Annotated in this window: 18 protein-coding genes; 5 read left to right on the top strand and 13 right to left on the bottom strand. The window is 34.2% G+C overall.

The window, feature by feature from the left end; genetic code table 11:
• Nucleotides 1–25: 25 nt before the first annotated feature.
• From OLM53_RS11175 to OLM53_RS11140, 8 genes are all read right to left on the bottom strand, one after another.
• Nucleotides 26–265 carry a NifU family protein gene (locus OLM53_RS11175; RefSeq protein ID WP_264520316.1) on the bottom strand — a complete coding sequence of 80 codons (240 nt, stop codon included), beginning with the start codon at nucleotides 263–265 and terminating at the stop codon, nucleotides 26–28.
• A gap of 1 nt (nucleotide 266) precedes the next feature.
• A complete protein-coding gene (locus OLM53_RS11170) occupies nucleotides 267–1400 on the bottom strand; it encodes an Mrp/NBP35 family ATP-binding protein (protein ID WP_264520315.1) in 1134 nt (377 codons plus the stop codon).
• 125 nt (nucleotides 1401–1525) lie between these two features.
• Nucleotides 1526–2827 carry a TolC family protein gene (locus tag OLM53_RS11165; protein WP_264520314.1) on the bottom strand — a complete coding sequence of 434 codons (1302 nt, stop codon included), beginning with the start codon at nucleotides 2825–2827 and terminating at the stop codon, nucleotides 1526–1528.
• Nucleotides 2820–5255, bottom strand: coding sequence for an ABC transporter permease (locus tag OLM53_RS11160; protein WP_264520313.1), 2436 nt, complete (start codon nucleotides 5253–5255; stop codon nucleotides 2820–2822). Before OLM53_RS11160 ends, OLM53_RS11165 begins: the two co-directional genes overlap by 8 nt.
• Nucleotides 5256–5291: 36 nt before the next feature.
• Nucleotides 5292–6692, bottom strand: a complete 1401-nt coding sequence (locus OLM53_RS11155) for a hypothetical protein (RefSeq protein WP_264520312.1) — start codon at nucleotides 6690–6692, stop codon at nucleotides 5292–5294.
• A gap of 9 nt (nucleotides 6693–6701) precedes the next feature.
• Entirely contained in the window at nucleotides 6702–7484 is a 783-nt protein-coding gene (locus OLM53_RS11150; RefSeq protein ID WP_264520311.1) for a head GIN domain-containing protein, read from the bottom strand.
• Nucleotides 7485–7507: 23 nt separating this feature from the next.
• The gene (locus OLM53_RS11145; protein ID WP_264520310.1) at nucleotides 7508–8209 is read right to left on the bottom strand and encodes an ABC transporter ATP-binding protein; all 702 of its coding nucleotides are present in this window, start codon (nucleotides 8207–8209) and stop codon (nucleotides 7508–7510) included.
• Between the two features lie 20 nt (nucleotides 8210–8229).
• Nucleotides 8230–9468, bottom strand: coding sequence for an efflux RND transporter periplasmic adaptor subunit (locus OLM53_RS11140; protein ID WP_264520309.1), 1239 nt, complete (start codon nucleotides 9466–9468; stop codon nucleotides 8230–8232).
• A gap of 141 nt (nucleotides 9469–9609) precedes the next feature.
• Here OLM53_RS11140 and OLM53_RS11135 point away from each other — a divergent pair, with 141 nt between their 5' ends.
• Together OLM53_RS11135 and OLM53_RS11130 are read left to right on the top strand one after the other, a co-directional pair.
• Entirely contained in the window at nucleotides 9610–10956 is a 1347-nt protein-coding gene (locus OLM53_RS11135; RefSeq protein ID WP_264520308.1) for a sigma-54-dependent transcriptional regulator, read from the top strand.
• On the top strand, nucleotides 10957–12288 hold the full coding sequence (locus OLM53_RS11130) for a sensor histidine kinase (protein WP_264520307.1): 1332 nt from the start codon (nucleotides 10957–10959) through the stop codon (nucleotides 12286–12288). It begins immediately after the preceding gene.
• Here the strand turns inward: OLM53_RS11130 and OLM53_RS11125 are convergent.
• From OLM53_RS11125 to trmB, 3 genes are read right to left on the bottom strand one after another with little or no spacing between them, the layout of a single operon-like run.
• Nucleotides 12266–12604 carry an MGMT family protein gene (locus OLM53_RS11125; RefSeq protein WP_413614243.1) on the bottom strand — a complete coding sequence of 113 codons (339 nt, stop codon included), beginning with the start codon at nucleotides 12602–12604 and terminating at the stop codon, nucleotides 12266–12268. The genes OLM53_RS11130 and OLM53_RS11125 overlap by 23 nt on opposite strands.
• Nucleotides 12604–13230: a LysE family transporter gene (locus OLM53_RS11120; protein ID WP_264520306.1), complete on the bottom strand. Its 627-nt coding sequence runs from the start codon at nucleotides 13228–13230 to the stop codon at nucleotides 12604–12606. Before OLM53_RS11120 ends, OLM53_RS11125 begins: the two co-directional genes overlap by 1 nt.
• On the bottom strand, nucleotides 13231–13905 hold the full coding sequence (gene trmB / locus OLM53_RS11115; RefSeq protein ID WP_264520305.1) for a tRNA (guanosine(46)-N7)-methyltransferase TrmB: 675 nt from the start codon (nucleotides 13903–13905) through the stop codon (nucleotides 13231–13233).
• An 86-nt stretch (nucleotides 13906–13991) separates the two neighbouring features.
• Between trmB and OLM53_RS11110 the strand changes: the two genes are divergently transcribed.
• On the top strand, nucleotides 13992–15056 hold the full coding sequence (locus OLM53_RS11110) for a glycosyltransferase (RefSeq protein WP_264520304.1): 1065 nt from the start codon (nucleotides 13992–13994) through the stop codon (nucleotides 15054–15056).
• Here the strand turns inward: OLM53_RS11110 and OLM53_RS11105 are convergent.
• Together OLM53_RS11105 and OLM53_RS11100 are read right to left on the bottom strand one after the other, a co-directional pair.
• On the bottom strand, nucleotides 15030–16073 hold the full coding sequence (locus tag OLM53_RS11105) for a sensor histidine kinase (RefSeq protein WP_264520303.1): 1044 nt from the start codon (nucleotides 16071–16073) through the stop codon (nucleotides 15030–15032). The genes OLM53_RS11110 and OLM53_RS11105 overlap by 27 nt on opposite strands.
• A complete protein-coding gene (locus tag OLM53_RS11100; RefSeq protein WP_264520302.1) occupies nucleotides 16074–16757 on the bottom strand; it encodes a response regulator transcription factor in 684 nt (227 codons plus the stop codon).
• A 288-nt stretch (nucleotides 16758–17045) separates the two neighbouring features.
• Between OLM53_RS11100 and OLM53_RS11095 the strand changes: the two genes are divergently transcribed.
• Together OLM53_RS11095 and OLM53_RS11090 are read left to right on the top strand one after the other, a co-directional pair.
• Nucleotides 17046–17360, top strand: coding sequence for a T9SS type A sorting domain-containing protein (locus tag OLM53_RS11095; protein WP_264520301.1), 315 nt, complete (start codon nucleotides 17046–17048; stop codon nucleotides 17358–17360).
• A 103-nt stretch (nucleotides 17361–17463) separates the two neighbouring features.
• Nucleotides 17464–19194 carry a T9SS type A sorting domain-containing protein gene (locus OLM53_RS11090; protein ID WP_264520300.1) on the top strand — a complete coding sequence of 577 codons (1731 nt, stop codon included), beginning with the start codon at nucleotides 17464–17466 and terminating at the stop codon, nucleotides 19192–19194.
• Nucleotides 19195–19275 lie beyond the last annotated feature (81 nt).

The raw sequence follows: 19275 nt of genomic DNA, 5'->3' as shown, positions 1-19275 counted from the left end.
AATAATATGATTTTTATCATTAAAACTAGGCGATATTCTCTACCGTTTCTATTTGTGGAGCATATTTTTTTATCGTGGTTTCCACGCCTGCTTTCATCGTACTTACACTCAAACTACAAGAGGTACAAGCTCCTTCGAGACGTACTTTTACATGTTTTTGATCTTCTATAGAAACCAAATGAATATCACCTCCATCTGAATTCAGAAAAGGTCTGATTTCGTTTAAGGCTTTTTCAATGTTTAAAGTCAATTCTTCTTGAGTCATTTTATTTTCCTTTAACGGCTGAGCAACCAGCCATGGTTGTTATTTTGATAGCTTCTGTTGGAGGCAAACTTTCGTTTCTGTTTACCGTTTCCTGAACTACATTTCGGGTAATTTCTTCAAAAACGCTTTCGATTACCGATGCCGTTTGCAAAGCTGCTGGACGACCATAATCTCCTGCCTCACGGATGCTTTGTACTAAAGGTACTTCTCCTAAAAACGGAACTTGTAAATCTTCGGCGAGGTTTTTAGCTCCTCCGTTTCCAAAGATATAATATTTGTTGTTTGGTAATTCTTCTGGTGTAAAGTAAGCCATATTTTCAATGATTCCGAGAACAGGAACGTTGATGCTTTCTGATAAAAACATGGACACTCCCTTTTTAGCATCTGCCAAAGCCACCGCTTGTGGTGTACTAACTACAACAGCTCCAGTGATTGGCAAAGATTGCATAATGGATAAATGGATATCTCCTGTTCCTGGCGGTAAATCGATTAACATAAAATCTAATTCGCCCCAAGCCGCATCAAAAATCATTTGGTTCAAAGCTTTAGAAGCCATTGGTCCACGCCAAATAACAGCCTGACTCGGAGAAGTAAAGAATCCGATAGAAAGTATTTTGATTTCATAACTTTCCACGGGTTTCATTTTTGATTTTCCGTCGACTTCTATAGAGATTGGTTTTTCGTTTTCTACATCAAACATGATGGGCATAGAAGGGCCGTAAATATCGGCATCTAGAATTCCCACTTTGAATCCCATTTTGGCTAAAGTGACTGCTAGGTTCGCTGTTACGGTTGATTTTCCAACACCTCCTTTTCCTGAAGCTACAGCAATAATATTGCTGATTCCTGGAATCGCTTTCCCTTTTATTTCATTTGGATTGGCTGGAGCTTCTACTTTGATATTCACTTTCACTACAGCATCAGGGGAAAATTTTTCGTGAATTAGTTTTTTGATATCGTCTTCAGCCCGTTTTTTGATGTGCATGGCTGGAGTAGAAATTACTAAATCCACTACTACTTCGTTGCCAAAAGTAAGTACATTTTTTACAGCACCACTTTCCACCATGTTTTTTCCTTCACCAGCTATGGTAATGGTTTCCAATGCTGAAAGGATTTCTTTTCTATCTAGTTTCATTTCGAATAATTAAGCTTATCAGTTCCTTTTATTTAAACTGAATTTAGATTGCAAAGATAATACGAATTGTGTTGAAACAATAGTTAATGAATTGAAAATATTGATGGATAAATAGCTTATTGATTTTAAAACGAATTCCCTTGAATTAAGCTGATTTTTAGAATTATATATTGTTGTTGCAATTGATTTTTAAGCAAATCGTATTGGGTGGTAAGTAGTTGGTTTTTAACTGCCGAAAACACCACTGCATCAATCGTTCCGACTGAAAACTTAGATTGTGACGTTTTAAAAGAAGCATCAGCAAACGATTTCATCTGCTCGAGTTTAGCTTGCAACTGCATATAATTTTCCTTGTTTTGATTTTCAATATCGATTTGATTTTTGATTTTGATTTTTTCTAGCTCGACTACATATTTTGATTTTTCACTTTCAATTTTCGAAACTAAAACCCTTTTACTATTTCTGAAACCGTTAAAAATAGGAACGTTTAATTGAATTCCAACTTGATGATTTTTGTTATCGTCAAGTTGTTTGTTAAACTCATCCACAACGGTATTTGGCTGGTTTAAAGGCTTGTAGTAGAAAGTAGAAAATCCATAATACGTGGTTAAAGATGGTAAGTTATAGGCTCTTTCCAAATGAATGTTATTCAGGTTACTTTTATAATTGAGCTCGGCAAATTTGATTTTCGGATTGGAAACTTTGCCGACTTCTTTCAAAGTTTTGTTTTCGATAAAATTTTCTAAGATCACTTCAGTTACAGACACATTTTCAACATTCATTAATTGAAACAACTGCTTTTTTTGAAGAATCGATAATTGTTCTGTTTCGGTTATCTTTAGTTCTTCTTGAGCAAAACTGAGTTGCATATCGTACAAATCACTTTGAGGCTTGCTGCCAATAGCAACTTCTTTCTGTACCCTGTCTAAATTAAATTGAGCATTTCTGAATTGTTCTCTTTGAATTTTTAGCAATTCCTGTGTAAAAAGCGCCCGATAATAACTCTCCAGAATTTGGAGTTGGTATTCGTTTTCGATTACTTCTAATTCGGCTTTTGATTTTTCGATATTGATTTTTGTTTTTTGAGCAGTTGCGAAAGCTTTGAAATCGATTAAATTCATTTGGGCATTCAAAAAGAAATTGTCGTTTTGAATATTGGTACTTACTCTTCCATTGGTTGCGGGATCAATGGTTGACCCAAAATTATAGCTCTGATTTCCGGTTAAATAAATACTTGGTAGCATTTGATTTACCAAAGAATTATGCTCTTTCTGAGTTTTCTTGATGTTGAGTTGCTGAATTTTGATTTCAATAGCATTTTTCCTTGCTTCATCAATGCATTTCTGCAATGGCCAAGAATTTACCTGACCAAAAGTAGTGGTGCAAAATATATAAAAACACAGTAGTATAAAAGCTCTCTTATTCATATTTCAAATATTTCAAAACATCTAATCGTGTTGCTTGATAGGCTCTTGAAAGGACTACTAACAATGTCAAGGTCAATAAAACTATGAAACCAATTAGAAATGGAATCAGGCTAATTTCTATTCTAAAAGCAAAGTTCTCCAGCCATTTATTCAGTAAATAATATACCGGGAATAAGGCAATAATAAAACCAACAATGCAAAAAACTACATATTGTTTAGACAACTCTTTAAGCAATACTGACGTTTCTGCTCCAAGTGTTTTTCGTATAGCGATTTCTTTCATTCTGCGCTGTATAGAATAAGAAGCTAAGGCAAACAATCCGAACAAGGCTATCAAGATTACGATAACATTAAGAAGTGAAAAAAGGTTTCTTTGCTTTACATAGGTCTCATAAGTTCGGGCATAAGCTTTATCCACAAAATCATAGTCGAACGGATAATCGGTATCTACTTTTTTGGCCCAAAACTTTTCAATATCGGCTATAGTTTGTTCTGGATTATCTCCATTAATTTTTACATGAATTTTATTGGCGTTTTGAAGCATCCAATCAATGGTTTTGAAATGAAAAAAAACCATGGGCGGAATATCTTCTTGAGGTCCTAAAAGGTTAAAATCTTTAACAACCCCTACAATTTTTAGCTTAGTGCCATTCCAATCAACCTCTTTCCCAATTGGGTTTTTCTCATTCATCTTTTTCAACGTTGTTTCATTAATTAACATAGAGTTGATAGTGTCTGAAGCAATATTTTCAGATAAAAACCGACCTTCCTTAAGTTGAATATGCATCATTTCTAGCATCCCAAAATCAACTCCCATATTTCTTCCTTGAATGTTTTCTCCGTTTTTATAGCTAAAACCAGAAGTTGAACCGTTAGAAGAACCAAAGGTGAAAGCTCCTGTAGCTACTTTTTCAACACCTTTGATTTTAGAAATTTCCTGCTTTATCAGATTGTATCGATCATATACTTTAGCCTTATAGTTTTTCTCTTTCCAGTCGTACTTATTTCTGTAAGTAATGGCTATTACCTGACTCCCTTTATATCCTAAATCTTTGGTGCTTATGTATTGAATTTGTTCATAAACAATATACGATCCAATAATAAAAAATGTAGCAATGGCAAATTGTAGAATTAACATGCCGTTTCTCAGCCAAATCCCGCTTTTGCTTCTTCCAAAATTACCTTTTAGTACTTTCAAAGTCTCGAAATTTGAGACATATATAGCTGGAAATATTCCAGCAAAAACGATAGTTAGAATAAAAATAAAGATTATTTGCAGGTAAAATTGATTACCGTGTATTAGCAATTTTTTTCCTAAAAACTCATTGTAATAAGGCAGAGAAAGTTCGACAATAACTAAAGAAAGCAATATAGAAAATAACACTATTAGTATGGTTTCGAATAAAAATTGCTTTACAATATTATGTTTCGAAGCACCTAATATTTTTCGAACTCCAACTTCTTTAGCTCTTTTAATGGCATTGGCTGTTGCCAGATTTACATAATTCACTATCGATAACACTAAAATTAAAATAGACAACCCAAGCATTATGAGCAAAAACTGATAATTCCCTTTACCTTCTGCAAATCCTTCTGCGATAGCATGCAAACGAGCATCTTTTAGTGACCCCAAAATAATTCTGGTACGATGATCTCCATTCTTTTTCATCCATTCCTCTGGAGTTAATCCTTCGTTTTTTGCCCATTTCAAAGCTCTGTTTTCATGAAGCAATTTTTCCATTCGGGATGCTACTTTATCCTTGTCCACTGGATTTTTCAATTTTAAGAGTAATCCATAATTGAAATTACCCCAATTATCCTTATCTCTTATTGTTTTTTCTTCCATCAAATTGGTTACTGCCATTGGTGCCATAGATGATTTTCCAGGAATAGTATAAACGCCACGCACTACTAATTTTTTTTCAGAGTAGGTAACGATTTTACCCATCGGATCTTCATCTCCAAAAAGTTTTTGAGCTGTTTCAGCAGAAATAGCAATGCTAGTATTGTCTTTCAAAGCCGTTTTAGCAGAACCTTTAATAAAATTGAATGGGAAGAATTCGAAAAAAGTGTTTTGTGCATCGGTAATTTTAATAATTTCTTTCTTGTCTTTGTATTTAATAATTTCTTCTAAATACCAATTTTCCAGATAACAATGAGAGGTAACTTCGGGAAAATATTTCTTGAACAATTGGTCAAACGGAATAACATTACTTGCCCAATAGTCGACATCACTAACTTTACTTATCGATTGAAAAACTTTTTCTCTCTCGGGATTCCAAGCATTGTAACTTTGCTCGTCATTCCAATAAAGAATGGCAAAAATTAATCCGGCTATACCAATGCTTAATCCTAAAATATTGAGTGCCGTAAACAGCTTGTTGTTTTTGATTTGGAATAAAAAAATATGTAACCAGTTCTTTAGCATGATTTGTGTTTTTTGATGATGATTGATGATAAGGCCTTATTTGAGTGCCGATTGTATGTTCGTAACAGAAACATCTGAATCAAAATATTTTGATTTGATGTTCTCCAATTGTGATTTGTTCTGAAGTGTTGCTTCGAGCGATTTGATTAGGAAATCATAATTGGTAAAATCTGTTTTCTCTTTGAGAAGGATTGCGAGCCATTGCCACATTTTTGGTTTGCCAATTTCTTTTTCAATTGCTGTAAAAATTAATGGTGCATAGTTGTAAACATAAAGTTCACGGTCTTTGTAATCATTTTTAGAATTCACCTTAGAAAACGACGTCGGATCAAAACCTTGCAACTCTTTCAGTTTGCCATTTATTTTCTTTTGGTAAACATCTTCTCCCAAAATATCTCGAGTAAGTTGAAGTGAAAGATATTCTGTAAATCCTTCGCTCATCATGTCGCCCAACTCGGAATTAAATACTTTATAGGTTCCGAAATAATAATGCCCGATTTCATGTGCTATAAAAGGACGGTACCAATTCTGTATTTTAGGATTAAACAAACTTTTCAGTCCATTTTCACCATGACCAATGCTAAAAATAGTAGGATAGGTTACAAATAGCCACGCATTTTTAGCTGATGTTGGCGTCGTATTTACAAAAGTCACTGCACCTCCAAAAGGAATTCTGAGGTTTTTCTCGTAATATTTCTGAAAGGAATTGGTGAGATTACAAAACTCGCTGAACTGTTCATCGGTTAAATTTGGGTTGAGAATGTAGGTTCCACCTCTATTTTTAAAATCAAAATTGCCACAATACATACTGATTTCTATGGGCACTTCGCTTTTAAATCGGGATTGGGTTGCTTTTACAGGAAGATTTCCGTTTATATACAAAGTGGTGCAGTCGCTACAAGCTACTTCAATATCATATTTTATTTCGCTATAAGTCTTGTCTTTTTCAACATCATACAACACCGGATACCATGCTGTTTGGCGTCCGTCAGCTCGAACAGAATATCCATTGAATGCTATATTTCCTTTCCAGTCCGATTTGCTGTAATTTTGAATAGTATCGGTCGCTACTGGAAATTTACCAGTATATTTCATTCGGATTTCTTTTGGTAAGAACTTCCCTTTTCTAGTATTATCCGGAAAAAAATACGCATTAGCTTCGCCGGTTGCTGTGGTATCTTTTAATGATTTGTCATACCCAATCAAAAAATCATTGGGTTTCAGACTATGAAAATATAATATATTCATACCGGAATTCAATCGTAAAAAATAATCTTTCAAAGGCGGAATGTTACTGAGAGTCACATCACAGTCAAAAGTTCCTTCTTTTATAGAAATAGTGACTTTGCCCGAAAGTGTGGGAACTGTCTCTTGAGCAGTTACTTTTGAAATAAAGAAAACTAAAACTAGGGTGGTTATTATTTTTAAAATCTTCATAAATGCAATTTATTTTTTGTTTACTGAACCTGATGATCCTTTTTCGGCATTAACCTGAGCTGGATTTCCGTAATAATTAATGGATGCGCTCGATGTTGCTTCGGCGTCTAAAGATTTGGTCACATTTAAAGTAACATCGGCAGAGCTACTGGCTTTTGCTTTGGCATTCTCTGATAGTAATTTCTTCAAATTACAGCTCGATGAACTACTGGCTTTAACTTGTAGCGTGATTGTTTTTCCGTCTAAATCAACATCAGCGGAACTGCTAGATTCGATGTTTATCGTTTTGGCATTCACATTACCATCAAAATCGCCACTCGAAGAAACATCTACTTTCATTTCATCACAATCAAAATTTCCCACAACACTTCCTGAAGAACTGGCGGCAATTTCTACTTGATTTGCCGAATTCAAATTTTGCATCTTGATCTTTGCCGAAGAACTTGCTTTAACCGCTGTCAAAGCTTTTCCAGTAATGTAAACCTTGAGCGTTTTAAATTTAATACCATTAATATTCTTTCCGTTACTGCTGTTTGAATTGTAATTATTTTTCTTCGTTTCCACAAAAACTTTTAAAGTCTCTCCTTCAACTTCAGTTTTGATATACTGCAGTTTATCGTTATCGTCAGTTTCTACTTTTACACTGGTTGTAGAAGAAACTGTGTAAAAAACATCAATTCCGGTTGATGCTTTCAGTTTGGAAAATTCGGCTACATTTCTGTTTTCTGAGACCTGTGAAGAGGCAATCAAGCTTATTAAAATTGCGGCTCCCGTTGCGATTACTTTTGACATGATTTTATTTTTTAATTATTAATTTAAGATATAAGAACATCAACATTTCGACTGTTATTCTTTTCGGAAAGAATCATTCCGTCTTTCATAAAAATAGTTCTTTGCGAAAAAGAAGCATCATAATCTGAATGTGTTACCATTAGGATTGTAGCACCATTAGCATGTAAATCGGTCAGTAATTCCATAACTTCATTTCCGTTTTTACTGTCAAGGTTTCCTGTAGGTTCATCGGCCAAAATGATTTTTGGGTCATTGATTAATGCTCTGGCAACGGCAACTCTTTGTTGTTGTCCACCCGAAAGTTGCTGCGGATAATGCTTCAATCGATGAGAGATAGCCAATCTTTCTGCTATAGTCTCTACTTTGTTCTTTCTTTCCAAAGCTGGAATATTGTTATAAATGAGTGGCAATTCGATATTATCAAATACTGAAAGTTCATCAATCAGATTAAAATTTTGGAAGATGAAGCCAATATTTTGTTTTCTGATTTTGGATTTTTCTTGCTCTTTTATCCCTACCATTTCCTGATTGAGTAATTGATAATTTCCGGTTGTGGCGCTATCAAGAAGTCCAACAATATTCAGAAGCGTTGATTTTCCGCTTCCTGATGAACCCATAATAGTAACAAATTCGCCTTGATTGATTGTGATTGAAACTTCGCTTAATGCCTTGGTTTCGACTTCTTCGGTTCTATAAACTTTAGAAAGATTTTTGATGTGTATCATATATTCGTTTTTTGATGTGATTATTCAATGTTTAATAATTCGGCTTCTGTGTAATCTTTGTAGGATGAAGTTATCACTTTTTCTCCTGGTTTTAATCCTTTTGTGATTTCATAATACAACGGATTTTCTCTACCGACTTCGATGTTTCGTCTTTCGGCTTTGTCTCCGGTAACTACAAATATCCATTTCCCCGATGTTTCCTGATAAAAGCTGCCTTTTGATAGCACAATGGATTTGGTTTTTACGGACAAATTCAATCTAACGCTGAAGCTAAGTCCTTGTCTTAAATCTAAATCCTCATGACTGACAAAATTCATTTCCACTTGAAATTTACCACTTTTAATTTCTGGGATAACTTTGGCTATAACCACTTCCACATCTTTTCCGTTAAAATCTACGGTTCCTTTTTTTCCTTGAGTTACTTTTGGCAGATAAAACTCATCTACATCCGCCATTAATTTATAGCCTTTCATTACATCAATTTTACCCAAGGTTTGTCCTTGTTGATACGTTTGTCCCAAAACAGGTTCAAAAGAGGTCAATCTCCCAGATAGTGGGGCAAGTACTAAAAAATTCTTCTTGTTGTTTCTCAAGATACCCAAACTTTTTTCCATAATTCCAATGGATTGATTAAGCTGTCCGATTTGGATTTGATTGGCTTGTTTTTCTTTAGTCACACTTTGTTTGATAATGTTCATACGTTCTTTCTGAAATCGAAAATTCTCTTGTGTTTTCTCCCATTCGTTTTTAGCTAAAATTTCCTGTTCAAACAATTTCTTATTCAAATCGAATAAATTTTTGGCATCTTGAAAATCATGTTCAATAGCGATTAAATCTTTTGCTAAGTTCAGTTCCTGATTTCTTAAATCTAATTTGGCTTTATTCAAATTGTTGATTTGTTCGATAATGGCCGTTTCCTGTTGCATATAATTCAGTTCCGTATTCGGATTGTATAATCTGGCCAACGGTTGACCTTTTATTACCATATCGCCATTGCTTACAAAAATTTCTTGAACCGAACCGCCTTCGACGATATTCACCAACAAAGAATTCATAGGTTCAACCCTTGCTTGAAAAACCATAAAATCTTCAAAAAAATCCTGCTCCACCGTTTTGATACTGATTTCGTTTTTCTTTACATTAAAACTTCTTTTTTTGGTGACCATGGAATATCCCAAATAGCTCAAAATTACTATTACCAATGCGGCGATGGTCAGATACTTTTTTTTGTTATTTTTACGATTGATGATAGTGTCCATTTTGATTTCTTTGGAAGGTGTAAATACAATTTTGTGCCAAAATTTTAAAAACGATAAGTTATTGATTTTGTGATTTATACAAACTAATTAAAATTCTATGTGTTCACTATCGAACACCAATTGTACGAAACCGAACAGTCAATGAAAAAAACCAATGCCAACATATTAGTGATAGACGACCAGGAAGACATTCTTTTTGCGGCAAAAATGCTTTTAAAAAAACATTTTGAAACAATTTTCACGATTAATAAACCAAGAAATGTACTTAGTTTACTAGCTGAAAATGAAATTGATGTAGTACTGTTAGATATGAATTACCGTATTGGCTTTGAAGATGGAAGAGAAGGTTTGTATTTTTTGAAAGAGATTAAAACGCTTTCGCCAAAAACTGTTGTGATACTAATGACGGCATTTGGCAAAGTAGAAACTGCTGTGGAAGGATTAAAATCGGGAGCTTTTGATTATGTATTAAAACCTTGGGGAAACGAAAAACTAGTCGAAATCGTAAAACAAGCTGTTGAAGAAAGTCGTAAAACAAAAAGAAAATCAGATAAAAAACCCATTGTAGATTCTTTTTTTATTGGAGATTCAAACACCATTAAAAAAGCCTATGCTTTGGGTGAAAAAGTAGCCAAAACCGATGCCAATGTATTGATTTTAGGAGAAAACGGAACCGGAAAATTCGTTATGGCACAATATATTCACCAGCAATCAGCTCGTAAAAACAGTCCGTTTATTCATGTTGATTTGGGTTCGTTAAACGATAACATTTTTGAAAGTGAACTTTTTGGTTATGCCAAAGGCGCATTTACTGATGCTAAAAACGATACAGCCGGAAGGTTTGAAAACGCTCAAAACGGAACTATTTTTTTGGATGAAATCGGAAACGTTCCGCTTCATTTACAATCTAAATTATTGCAGGTACTACAAACCAAAACCATTACCCGATTAGGAGAATCAAAACCTCGTCCGTTGGATGTTCGAATCATTACAGCAACCAATCTGAATTTGAAAGAAGAAGTAGCTCAAAAAAGATTTAGGGAAGATTTGTATTATCGCATTAATACCATGGAAATCACCTTGCCTTCGCTAAGAGATCGGAATGAAGACAAAATTCCGTTAGCACAATTTCTATTAGATAAAATCATTGCAAAGTATGAGCGTAATACCATTACTTTTAGCGAAAAAGCATTGGAACAAATTGGAAAACATGCCTGGAACGGCAACATTCGGGAAATGGAAAATCGTATCGAACGAGCCGTAATTCTTTGCGATAACAATACCATTTCTGCTTCCGATTTGGATTTAGATCAAATTACTTTTTACGAAAATCGCGATGATATTCCGCTTTCGGATGTAGAGAAAAACACCATAGAAAAAGTGTTGGCAAAGCACCAATACAATATCAGTAAATCGGCTGACGAATTAGGATTATCTCGAGCCGCATTATACCGAAGAATGGAGAAGTACAACATCAGCAATTCCTAAATGTTTAAAATCCAAAAGATATATCACTCCCTTTTTATTAGACTGCTGCTTATTTTGTGTAGTAGTGGTTTGAGCATCTTCTTTTTTTACAAAGATTTAGGCTATACCGGTTTGTTTTCAACTTTTATCTCCTTTTTATTGTTGGTTGAAATCTACTTTTTCCTGCGAAATGCTTTTTTGCTTTATGACCGAACTATCGCTTCAATTTTACAGAATGATTTTTCTTCTGACTTTTCTAAACACAGGTCTTATGAAAACTATAAAAGCCTTTTTCAACTGTATAAAAAGCTGAAAGAAAAACAACACGAACAAGTTTCTAAAGACATCATTTATCGATCCATTTTAAACAATATTGAAACCGGAATTATTATCCTGCAAAAGGAAGAAGACTCATGGAATATCTTTCTGATGAACGATTATTTTTCCAAATATTTTGCAGTTCCTAAGGTTTCCAAGTGGCATTATCTAAAAAACCAATTGCCATCGCTTTGCAATATAATTGAAGAACAAGGCTTTCAAGAAATGAAAAGTTCGCTGCAAATACGAGTTAACAAACAAGACACCCAAACGTTTATCATTCAAACATCGAGGACAAAAACGTTCCATCAGGAGTACTACATTGTTTTGTTGGACAGCATTCAAAAAGTCGTTGAAAAAAAGGAGAAAGAAGCATGGGTTAATTTGATGAAAGTAATCTCGCATGAGCTATTGAATTCGCTTACGCCGATTCGGTCGCTTTCGCAGAATTTAAACGAATTAGTGCAACAGGAAAGTCTATCAACGGAAGATTTAGAAGACATCAAACAAAGCGTTACTACGATGCACAACCGAAGCAATCACCTGCAGGAATTTGTAGAAAGCTATAGAAAACTGGCCATGTTGCCTTCGCCAAAAAAAGAAAAAACAGAGCTATCTGAATTGGTTGAAAATTGTTTGGAGATTATGAATCCTTTGCTCAAGAAAGACGGCATAACTATAATCAACGATATTGCGTTTAAGCGATGGATTCTCGTTGACAAAAACCAAATGGAGCAAGTGATTATCAATTTGCTGACCAACAGCATGTATGCTTTACAAGAAAAAAAAATCAAGGAAATTGTGATTTCTGCTCAAGTAAAAGAAAAGCGTGTTTATCTTATTATTACGGACACCGGAACAGGTGTTGAACCAGAAATTGAAGATAAAATTTTCCTTCCATTTTTCACTACACGTAAAGATGGGGCAGGAATTGGATTGACGTTATCCAAAAATATTATTGAAGCTCACGGTGGTTATCTGGCTTTTGAAAATGGCGATAATCAGACGAAGTTTACAGTGTGTTTAGTGGAGTAATAATCTCAGGCATCCAAAAATGTTTCTCAAAATCTACGATTTGATTATTGACAACTTTGATGCCTTCGTTTTCTAAGAGCTGCTGCATCAAGTTTGTCCCCTCGAAATGATGCTTTCCTGAAAGCACTCCGATGCGGTTTACTACACGATGAGCAGGAACATCCTCCATATTATGAGAAGCATTCATAGCCCAACCTACCATTCTAGCCGAACGACCAGTACCTAAAGCCTTTGCAATAGCACCATAAGAAGTAACTTTCCCTTCTGGAATTTGTCTTGCAATAGCATAAACTCTTTCGAAGAAATTGGCTTCCATTATTTATAAAGTAATTTTAACAAGGTGACAACAGCCATAAAAGTAGTGACAGAACCAATTATCGTATTAATGTTTTTAAACAAAAAATCGGTCTTTTTTTCTATCTTTTTAAAGGCTACTATATAAATATAAAAAACGCTAAAAGAACCTAAAACCACACCTGTAACAAAACAAGAAACTGGAATTTTATCAAAACTGAAATAACCCGATGCCGACAAACTCATGCTAGCAAAAACATAAAATGGAACTGGGAGCAAATTCAATGTAGACAACAACATTCCGAAAAAGAAACGATTAGACTTTGCTTTTATTTTGATGTCGGTTTTAATTTTCTTTGGTTTTTTGGCAATCCAAAAAAAGTAAATGCTCAATCCCGTAAATACAAAAATGCCGATTTCTTGTAAGGTGGAAATAATCTCCTGATGGTTGTTAATGAATCGAGCAAAAAGGACTGCAATAAAAGTTTGAAAAAAGATAATTACAGAAGCCCCAACAGCAAAACTTAGCGCTTCATTTCTGCCTTCTTGTGTACTTATTTTGGCTGCCGTCATATTGATTAGTCCTGGAAGGATAACCGCCAAAAAAGCAATGCAAAAACCCAAAACAAGTGGCAGAAAATAAGTCATTTATTTGATTTTGAAACGAATATACGTAATTGCTTTGTTGATTTCCAAATATTGCTTTTCATAGAATGTTTGAATAGAAGTTACTTCACTTGGTGCTCCTTCATTTTTATAAACATTATGGTTAGCATACAACACTTCGTGCCCTTCACCATGCAATAATCCCAAGGTATATCCGTGCATGAATTCGCTATCCGTTTTGAGATTGACAACGCCTTCTGGTTTGAGGATTTTTTTGTACAACTGCAGGAATTCTGAGTTGGTCATACGGTGTTTGGTACGTTTGTATTTGATTTGCGGATCAGGGAAAGTAATCCAAATTTCATCTACTTCCTTTTCAGCGAAAATAAAATTAATTAACTCGATTTGTGTTCGAACAAAAGCTACATTAAACATGGCGCTATCCACAGCCGTTTTAGCTCCACGCCAAAAACGGGCTCCTTTAATATCTATTCCAACAAAGTTTTTCTCTGGATATCGTTCGGCTAAACCAACTGAATACTCCCCTTTGCCACAACCTAGCTCAATAACGATAGGATTGTCATTTTTAAAAAAATCGGTATTCCATTTCCCTCTTAACGGAAATTCTCCATTTACTACCTCTTCTCTTGTTGGTTGAAAAACGTTTTCAAAAGTCTCGTTTTCTTTAAACCGCTTTAATTTATTCTTACTTCCCACAAACTTAATTTTTTGGTAAAATTAAGGAAATATAAACTATTCAAAATCTTTTTTACTTTGCAATGTTAAAACCGTAATTTCACTACTTGGAAAATTCAAAAAAAAATATTCTTGTTGCCCCATTAAATTGGGGGTTAGGCCATGCTACACGATGCATTCCTATCATTCGTGAGTTAGAAAAAAATGGTTTTGCACCAATACTAGCTTCTGATGGTGTTGCTTTGCAAATGCTTCAAAAAGAATTTCCTCATTTACAAGCATTGGAATTACCTTCTTATGATATTGAATATGCTAAAAATGAGGCTGATTTTAAATGGAAACTAATAAAAAACAGTCCAAAAATGATTGATGCTATCTTTTCCGAGAAGAAAATCGTCAAAAAATGGATAGCAGAATACCATCTTCAAGGTATCATATCGGATAACCGTTTAGGGGTTTATAGCAAAAAAATTCCTTGTGTTTTCATTACGCATCAATTGAATGTATTATCAGGAAAAACCACATGGATTTCTAGTAAGCTACACCAACATTTTATCAAAAAGTTCACAGAATGTTGGATTCCCGATATGGAAAAAAATCCGAATCTTACTGGAAAACTGGGACATCTAAAGAAGAACAAATTAAATCTAAACTACATTGGCCCACTTAGCCGATTAGAGAAAAGAGATTTACCAATCCGATATGATTTGATGGTTATTCTCTCTGGTCCTGAACCGCAACGTACTTTTTTGGAACAAAAGCTCAAGAATGAGGTTCGCCTTTTTGCTGGAAAAGTTCTTTTCATCAAAGGAAGCGTTGAGGAAGAGCAAAAAATAGATCAGGATGAAAATGTAACCTATTACAATTTTATGACTTCTGCCGAGCTAGAAACAGCTTTCAACGAAAGTGAAATGGTGTTGTGTCGATCAGGTTACACCACTGTCATGGATTTGGCAAAGTTAGGAAAGAAAGCTTTTTTCATCCCAACTCCGGGGCAATTTGAACAAGAATATTTGGCTAAGCGATTTAAAAGAAATGGTTATGCGCCTTATAGCAAACAAGATGATTTCAAAATTGAATTTTTAAAAGATGTGAAATTATATCGGGGTTTGCCTCAGTTGGAAAAAACAATTCACTGGAAACAGTTATTGATCCTTTTCGAGGGTGAATGAAAACTCAGATCCTTTTCCGAATTCACTTTCTACATAGATTTTTTCACCATGAGCTTCGATTATGTGTTTCACAATAGAAAGCCCTAATCCTGAACCACCTTCGCTTCTAGCACCGCTTTTATCTACTCTATAAAAACGTTCGAAGAGCCTTGGTATATTTTGTTTTTCTATACCTTCTCCATCGTCTCTAAAACGGATAATAACTTTGTCATTTACTAAATCTTCAATCGTGACTTCGGTCGTACCGTTTTCCTTTCCATATTTTATAGAATTGGTTACCAAATTGGTCAAGACTTGTTCGATTTTTTCTTTGTCGGCAAAAACTATTATGGGTTTGTTATACTTTCTGTCAAACATGAGGATAATGTTCTTTTTATCGGCATTCATTTCCAATAAATCAAACACATTTTGAACCAACTCTACAATATCAAACCTTGATAATTCAAGATTAACATCACCCATTTCGAGTTTGGAAATCATATCTAAATCTTCAACGATATAAATTAATCGCTCTACCCCTTTTTCGGCTCTTTCTAAATATTTTTTTCTAACACTTTTATCATTAATAGCACCATCTAGCAAAGTAGAAAGATAGCCTTGAACGGTAAATAAAGGCGTTTTTAATTCGTGTGAAACGTTTCCTAAAAATTCACGTCTATATTCTTCACGCACTTTTAGGGTTTCGATTTCTAATTTTTTATCTGTCGCAAACTTTTTAACTTGTTGCGTCAAAGTCGCCATATCTGTTGTTATGGGTTGATTACGAAATGAAGTAGATTCTAAAAGAGAAACGTCATCATAGATTTTTTTAACCCTTCTGTAGATGAATCTTTCAACACGGTATTGAATAACAAAAAAGGAAAAGGTAGCAATAGAAAAAGCAAAAACGGTTACTATTGGCAAAGAAAACTCATGAAAAAACCATAACAAAACAGCAAGAAAACCTGTAGAAAAAGCAGTAATGTAAGACGTTGAAACTAGGGCAAACGTGTATGTTTTCTTGAATTTTATTTTCATTTACACTTCTAATTTGTAGCCAACTCCTTTGATGGTTTTAAATAAGTCTTCGCCAATTTTTTCACGGAGTTTTCTAATGTGAACATCAATAGTTCTTCCACCTACGATGACTTCATTGCCCCAAACCTTATCTAAAATTTCTTCTCTTTTAAAAACCTTTCCAGGTTTAGAAGCTAAAAGATAAAACAACTCAAATTCTTTTCTTGGCAGTATAATTTCTTTGTTGTCCTTGACAATTTTATATTCTTCTCTATTAATTTCGATGCCCCCAACATTAAGTGTTTCTGAAGCATGTTCATCACTTTTCAAACGACGAAGTAGTGCTTTTACTTTACTAACTAATAATTTTGGTTTGATAGGTTTTGTAATATAATCATCCGCTCCTGCATCAAATCCAGCCACTTGTGAGTAATCTTCGCTTCTTGCTGTTAAAAAAGTAATAATAACATTGCTCAATTCTGGTAGTTTTCTGATGTTTTCGCAGGCTTCCATACCGTCCATTTCGGGCATCATTACATCCATAATAATGAGATGTGGCAATTCTTTTTTGGCTTTGGTTATGGCCTCTTTCCCATTGGTAGCGGTAATTATTTGATACCCTTCCTGGGAAAGATTATACCCTACAATCTCTAGGATATCTTGCTCATCATCTACTAATAAAATCTTGATGTCTTTCTTTTTCATAATGGACACAATTGTTTTGTGGATGTAAAGGTAAAGATAATACAAAATGATTAACCACAATGATATCTGAGTTAACAGTAATTTAATCTAGTAACAATTTGATAATATTAAAAGAATAAAACTGTATTGATGAGCGGTTTTTATCAAATGAAATATTGATGTTTAGTCTTTTCATCAAAAAAATTAAGACTCTAAATGTTAAATCATTGCAAAAATTTAGAGCGATTAATTTTTTTGGCATACTATTTGAAATGTTTTTTATACATTTGTCTTAACCAAATTGAAATGATGGCTAAAAATTACTTTATACTACCTTTTATTTTTTGTTTGTTTACCCTTGCTACTTATGCACAAGATGGTAAACAGCAAGGTAATGATGCATTAGGATTTTATCCTAATCCAGTTAGTAATGGTAAGATTTACATCACTTCTAAAACCAGCCTTGATAAAGAAGTCTTGATTTTTGATGTGCTTGGAAAAAAGGTTTTACAAACTACAATTTCTTCTCGAGAATTAAACATATCCTCAATCCCTCCTGGTGTTTATATCATAAAAATCACAGAAGGCGAAACTACCACCACTAGAAAACTTATTATCAGATAGTTGGTTTTTTGTTTTTTAACTTTTAATTAATCATTTTTTTACTTTCTTTTTTTCTACAAATGAAATTTGTACTTATATTTGTGGGCTAATTAAATTTAAAAAAATGAAAAAAATTTACTCTTTATTATTATTGGTAGTTAGTTGCGCGTCTTTTGGGCAAACTATCTATACAGAAAACATGGGAACTCCAACTGGAACAACATTAATTCCAGCTTACAGTACTGGTACTGCTCCTGCAACTTTCCAAAATTCTTCTCCAATCGCTTATTCTGGTACTGCTGATGTTAGAATCACAAGTGTATCTAGTGGATATACGGCTGCTTCTGGAGGTGGTAATGTTTTAATAAATGCTATTGCGGAATATTTTCAAATTGACGGAATAAATACATCGGCATATACTTCTTCAGGATTACAACTTTCTTTTGGAATTAATACGCCTACAGCAGTAACAAATCTATTAACTGTAGAAGTTAGTACAAACGGGACAACATGGACGCCGGTAACTTATACCCCAACTGGAATTGGTTGGACTTTGGCCACAATTTCCTCAGGAATTCCATCATCTACAACCTTATCTATTAGATTTACATCAACTACAGCGTCACAATTTAGACTTGATGACATAAAAGTTTTCAATTTTGATCCTTCATGTACATTAGCTCTTGGAACTCCAACAGCCGCATGTGATGCAATTACTTTTGGACTTGATACTTATACAGTTACCATTCCTTACACAGGAGGAACTTCTGGAGCTTATACCTTCACTCCTTCATCAGGAACTGTAGGAGGTGATAATCCTGCTACAGTACCAGTAGGTAATATTGTTGTAAGTGGTGTTACTGAAGGTACAGGGTTCACATTACACATAACTAAAGGAAGTTGTACTTACGATGCCAATGCTGTTGCTGCTATTGATTGCAAACCAGCTAACGCATTACCTTTTGAAGATAAATTCCCTTATACTGTTGGTTCTGCTTTAGGAGCTAATCAAACTTGGGCTAATGCTAATACTGGAGACAGTATTCTTGCCATTGCAGGAAGTTTAAGTTATACAGGTGTTACTTCAACTGGCAACTCAGTTTCTTTTGTTGGTACAGGTGCTGAATGTCAAACTCCATTTACTGCTACAACTAGTGCTGATAGCGGTTTATATGCAAGATTTTTAATCAATGTTACTGATTACGGAACAATAGCTGATGCTAGTACAACATATTTTGCAACTTTAACAGACGGTAATCCATCTAATCACAAAGGTAGATTGTTTATCAAAAAGAGTGGAACTCAATATCAGTTAGGCTTAGACGCTGCTTCTACTACAACTAACTTTGCCTCTACATTGTTTAATGTTGGTGATGTTGTATGTGTAGTTTTAGGTTATGATTTTGCTGGAAATACTTTAAAAGCTTGGTTTAACCCAACTCTTGCTACTTTAACAGATGCTACAACTCCAGACTTAACATCAACTCCAACTACAGCTATCACTACTTTAGGAGGGTTTTTATTAAGACAAGATAGCGCTACATTAACTCCAACAATTACTGTTGACGAATTAAAAATCACAACTACAATTGCTGGTTTATTAGGTGTTAGTCAAAACAGTGCTATTGCAGGTTTAAAAATATATCCTAACCCAGTTTCAGGTGGAACTTTGTTCATCGAAACTGCTGCTAATGCTGAGAAAACAATCACTGTTTATGATGTATTAGGAAAACAAGTATTAAACACTACAACTGCTGATAGTGCTGTAAATGTTAGCTCATTACACACTGGCGTTTATATTGTAAACATTACTGAAGAAGGAAAAACTGCTTCAAGAAAATTAGTTATCAAATAATTAATTACACTATATTTCCAAAAAGCTCTAACGAAAGTTAGGGCTTTTTTATTTTCATTACTTTTGCATCGTTCTGATTCA

The organism is Flavobacterium sp. N1994, assembly GCF_025947145.1.
In the GTDB taxonomy this organism is placed as follows: domain Bacteria; phylum Bacteroidota; class Bacteroidia; order Flavobacteriales; family Flavobacteriaceae; genus Flavobacterium.
The sequence above is the reverse complement of the archived record's forward strand: the minus strand, read 5'-3'. Positions and strand labels throughout refer to the sequence as shown.

Bases quoted from the DNA above. Each gene is read 5' to 3' on its own strand.
- OLM53_RS11175 (WP_264520316.1), bottom strand. From the start codon at position 265: ATGACTCAAGAAGAATTGACTTTAAACATTGAAAAAGCCTTAAACGAA.
- OLM53_RS11170 (WP_264520315.1), bottom strand. From the start codon at position 1,400: ATGAAACTAGATAGAAAAGAAATCCTTTCAGCATTGGAAACCATTACC.
- OLM53_RS11165 (WP_264520314.1), bottom strand. From the start codon at position 2,827: ATGAATAAGAGAGCTTTTATACTACTGTGTTTTTATATATTTTGCACC.
- OLM53_RS11160 (WP_264520313.1), bottom strand. From the start codon at position 5,255: ATGCTAAAGAACTGGTTACATATTTTTTTATTCCAAATCAAAAACAAC.
- OLM53_RS11155 (WP_264520312.1), bottom strand. From the start codon at position 6,692: ATGAAGATTTTAAAAATAATAACCACCCTAGTTTTAGTTTTCTTTATT.
- OLM53_RS11150 (WP_264520311.1), bottom strand. From the start codon at position 7,484: ATGTCAAAAGTAATCGCAACGGGAGCCGCAATTTTAATAAGCTTGATT.
- OLM53_RS11145 (WP_264520310.1), bottom strand. From the start codon at position 8,209: ATGATACACATCAAAAATCTTTCTAAAGTTTATAGAACCGAAGAAGTC.
- OLM53_RS11140 (WP_264520309.1), bottom strand. From the start codon at position 9,468: ATGGACACTATCATCAATCGTAAAAATAACAAAAAAAAGTATCTGACC.
- OLM53_RS11135 (WP_264520308.1), top strand. From the start codon at position 9,610: ATGAAAAAAACCAATGCCAACATATTAGTGATAGACGACCAGGAAGAC.
- OLM53_RS11130 (WP_264520307.1), top strand. From the start codon at position 10,957: ATGTTTAAAATCCAAAAGATATATCACTCCCTTTTTATTAGACTGCTG.
- OLM53_RS11125 (WP_413614243.1), bottom strand. From the start codon at position 12,604: ATGGAAGCCAATTTCTTCGAAAGAGTTTATGCTATTGCAAGACAAATT.
- OLM53_RS11120 (WP_264520306.1), bottom strand. From the start codon at position 13,230: ATGACTTATTTTCTGCCACTTGTTTTGGGTTTTTGCATTGCTTTTTTG.
- OLM53_RS11105 (WP_264520303.1), bottom strand. From the start codon at position 16,073: ATGAAAATAAAATTCAAGAAAACATACACGTTTGCCCTAGTTTCAACG.
- OLM53_RS11100 (WP_264520302.1), bottom strand. From the start codon at position 16,757: ATGAAAAAGAAAGACATCAAGATTTTATTAGTAGATGATGAGCAAGAT.
- OLM53_RS11095 (WP_264520301.1), top strand. From the start codon at position 17,046: ATGGCTAAAAATTACTTTATACTACCTTTTATTTTTTGTTTGTTTACC.
- OLM53_RS11090 (WP_264520300.1), top strand. From the start codon at position 17,464: ATGAAAAAAATTTACTCTTTATTATTATTGGTAGTTAGTTGCGCGTCT.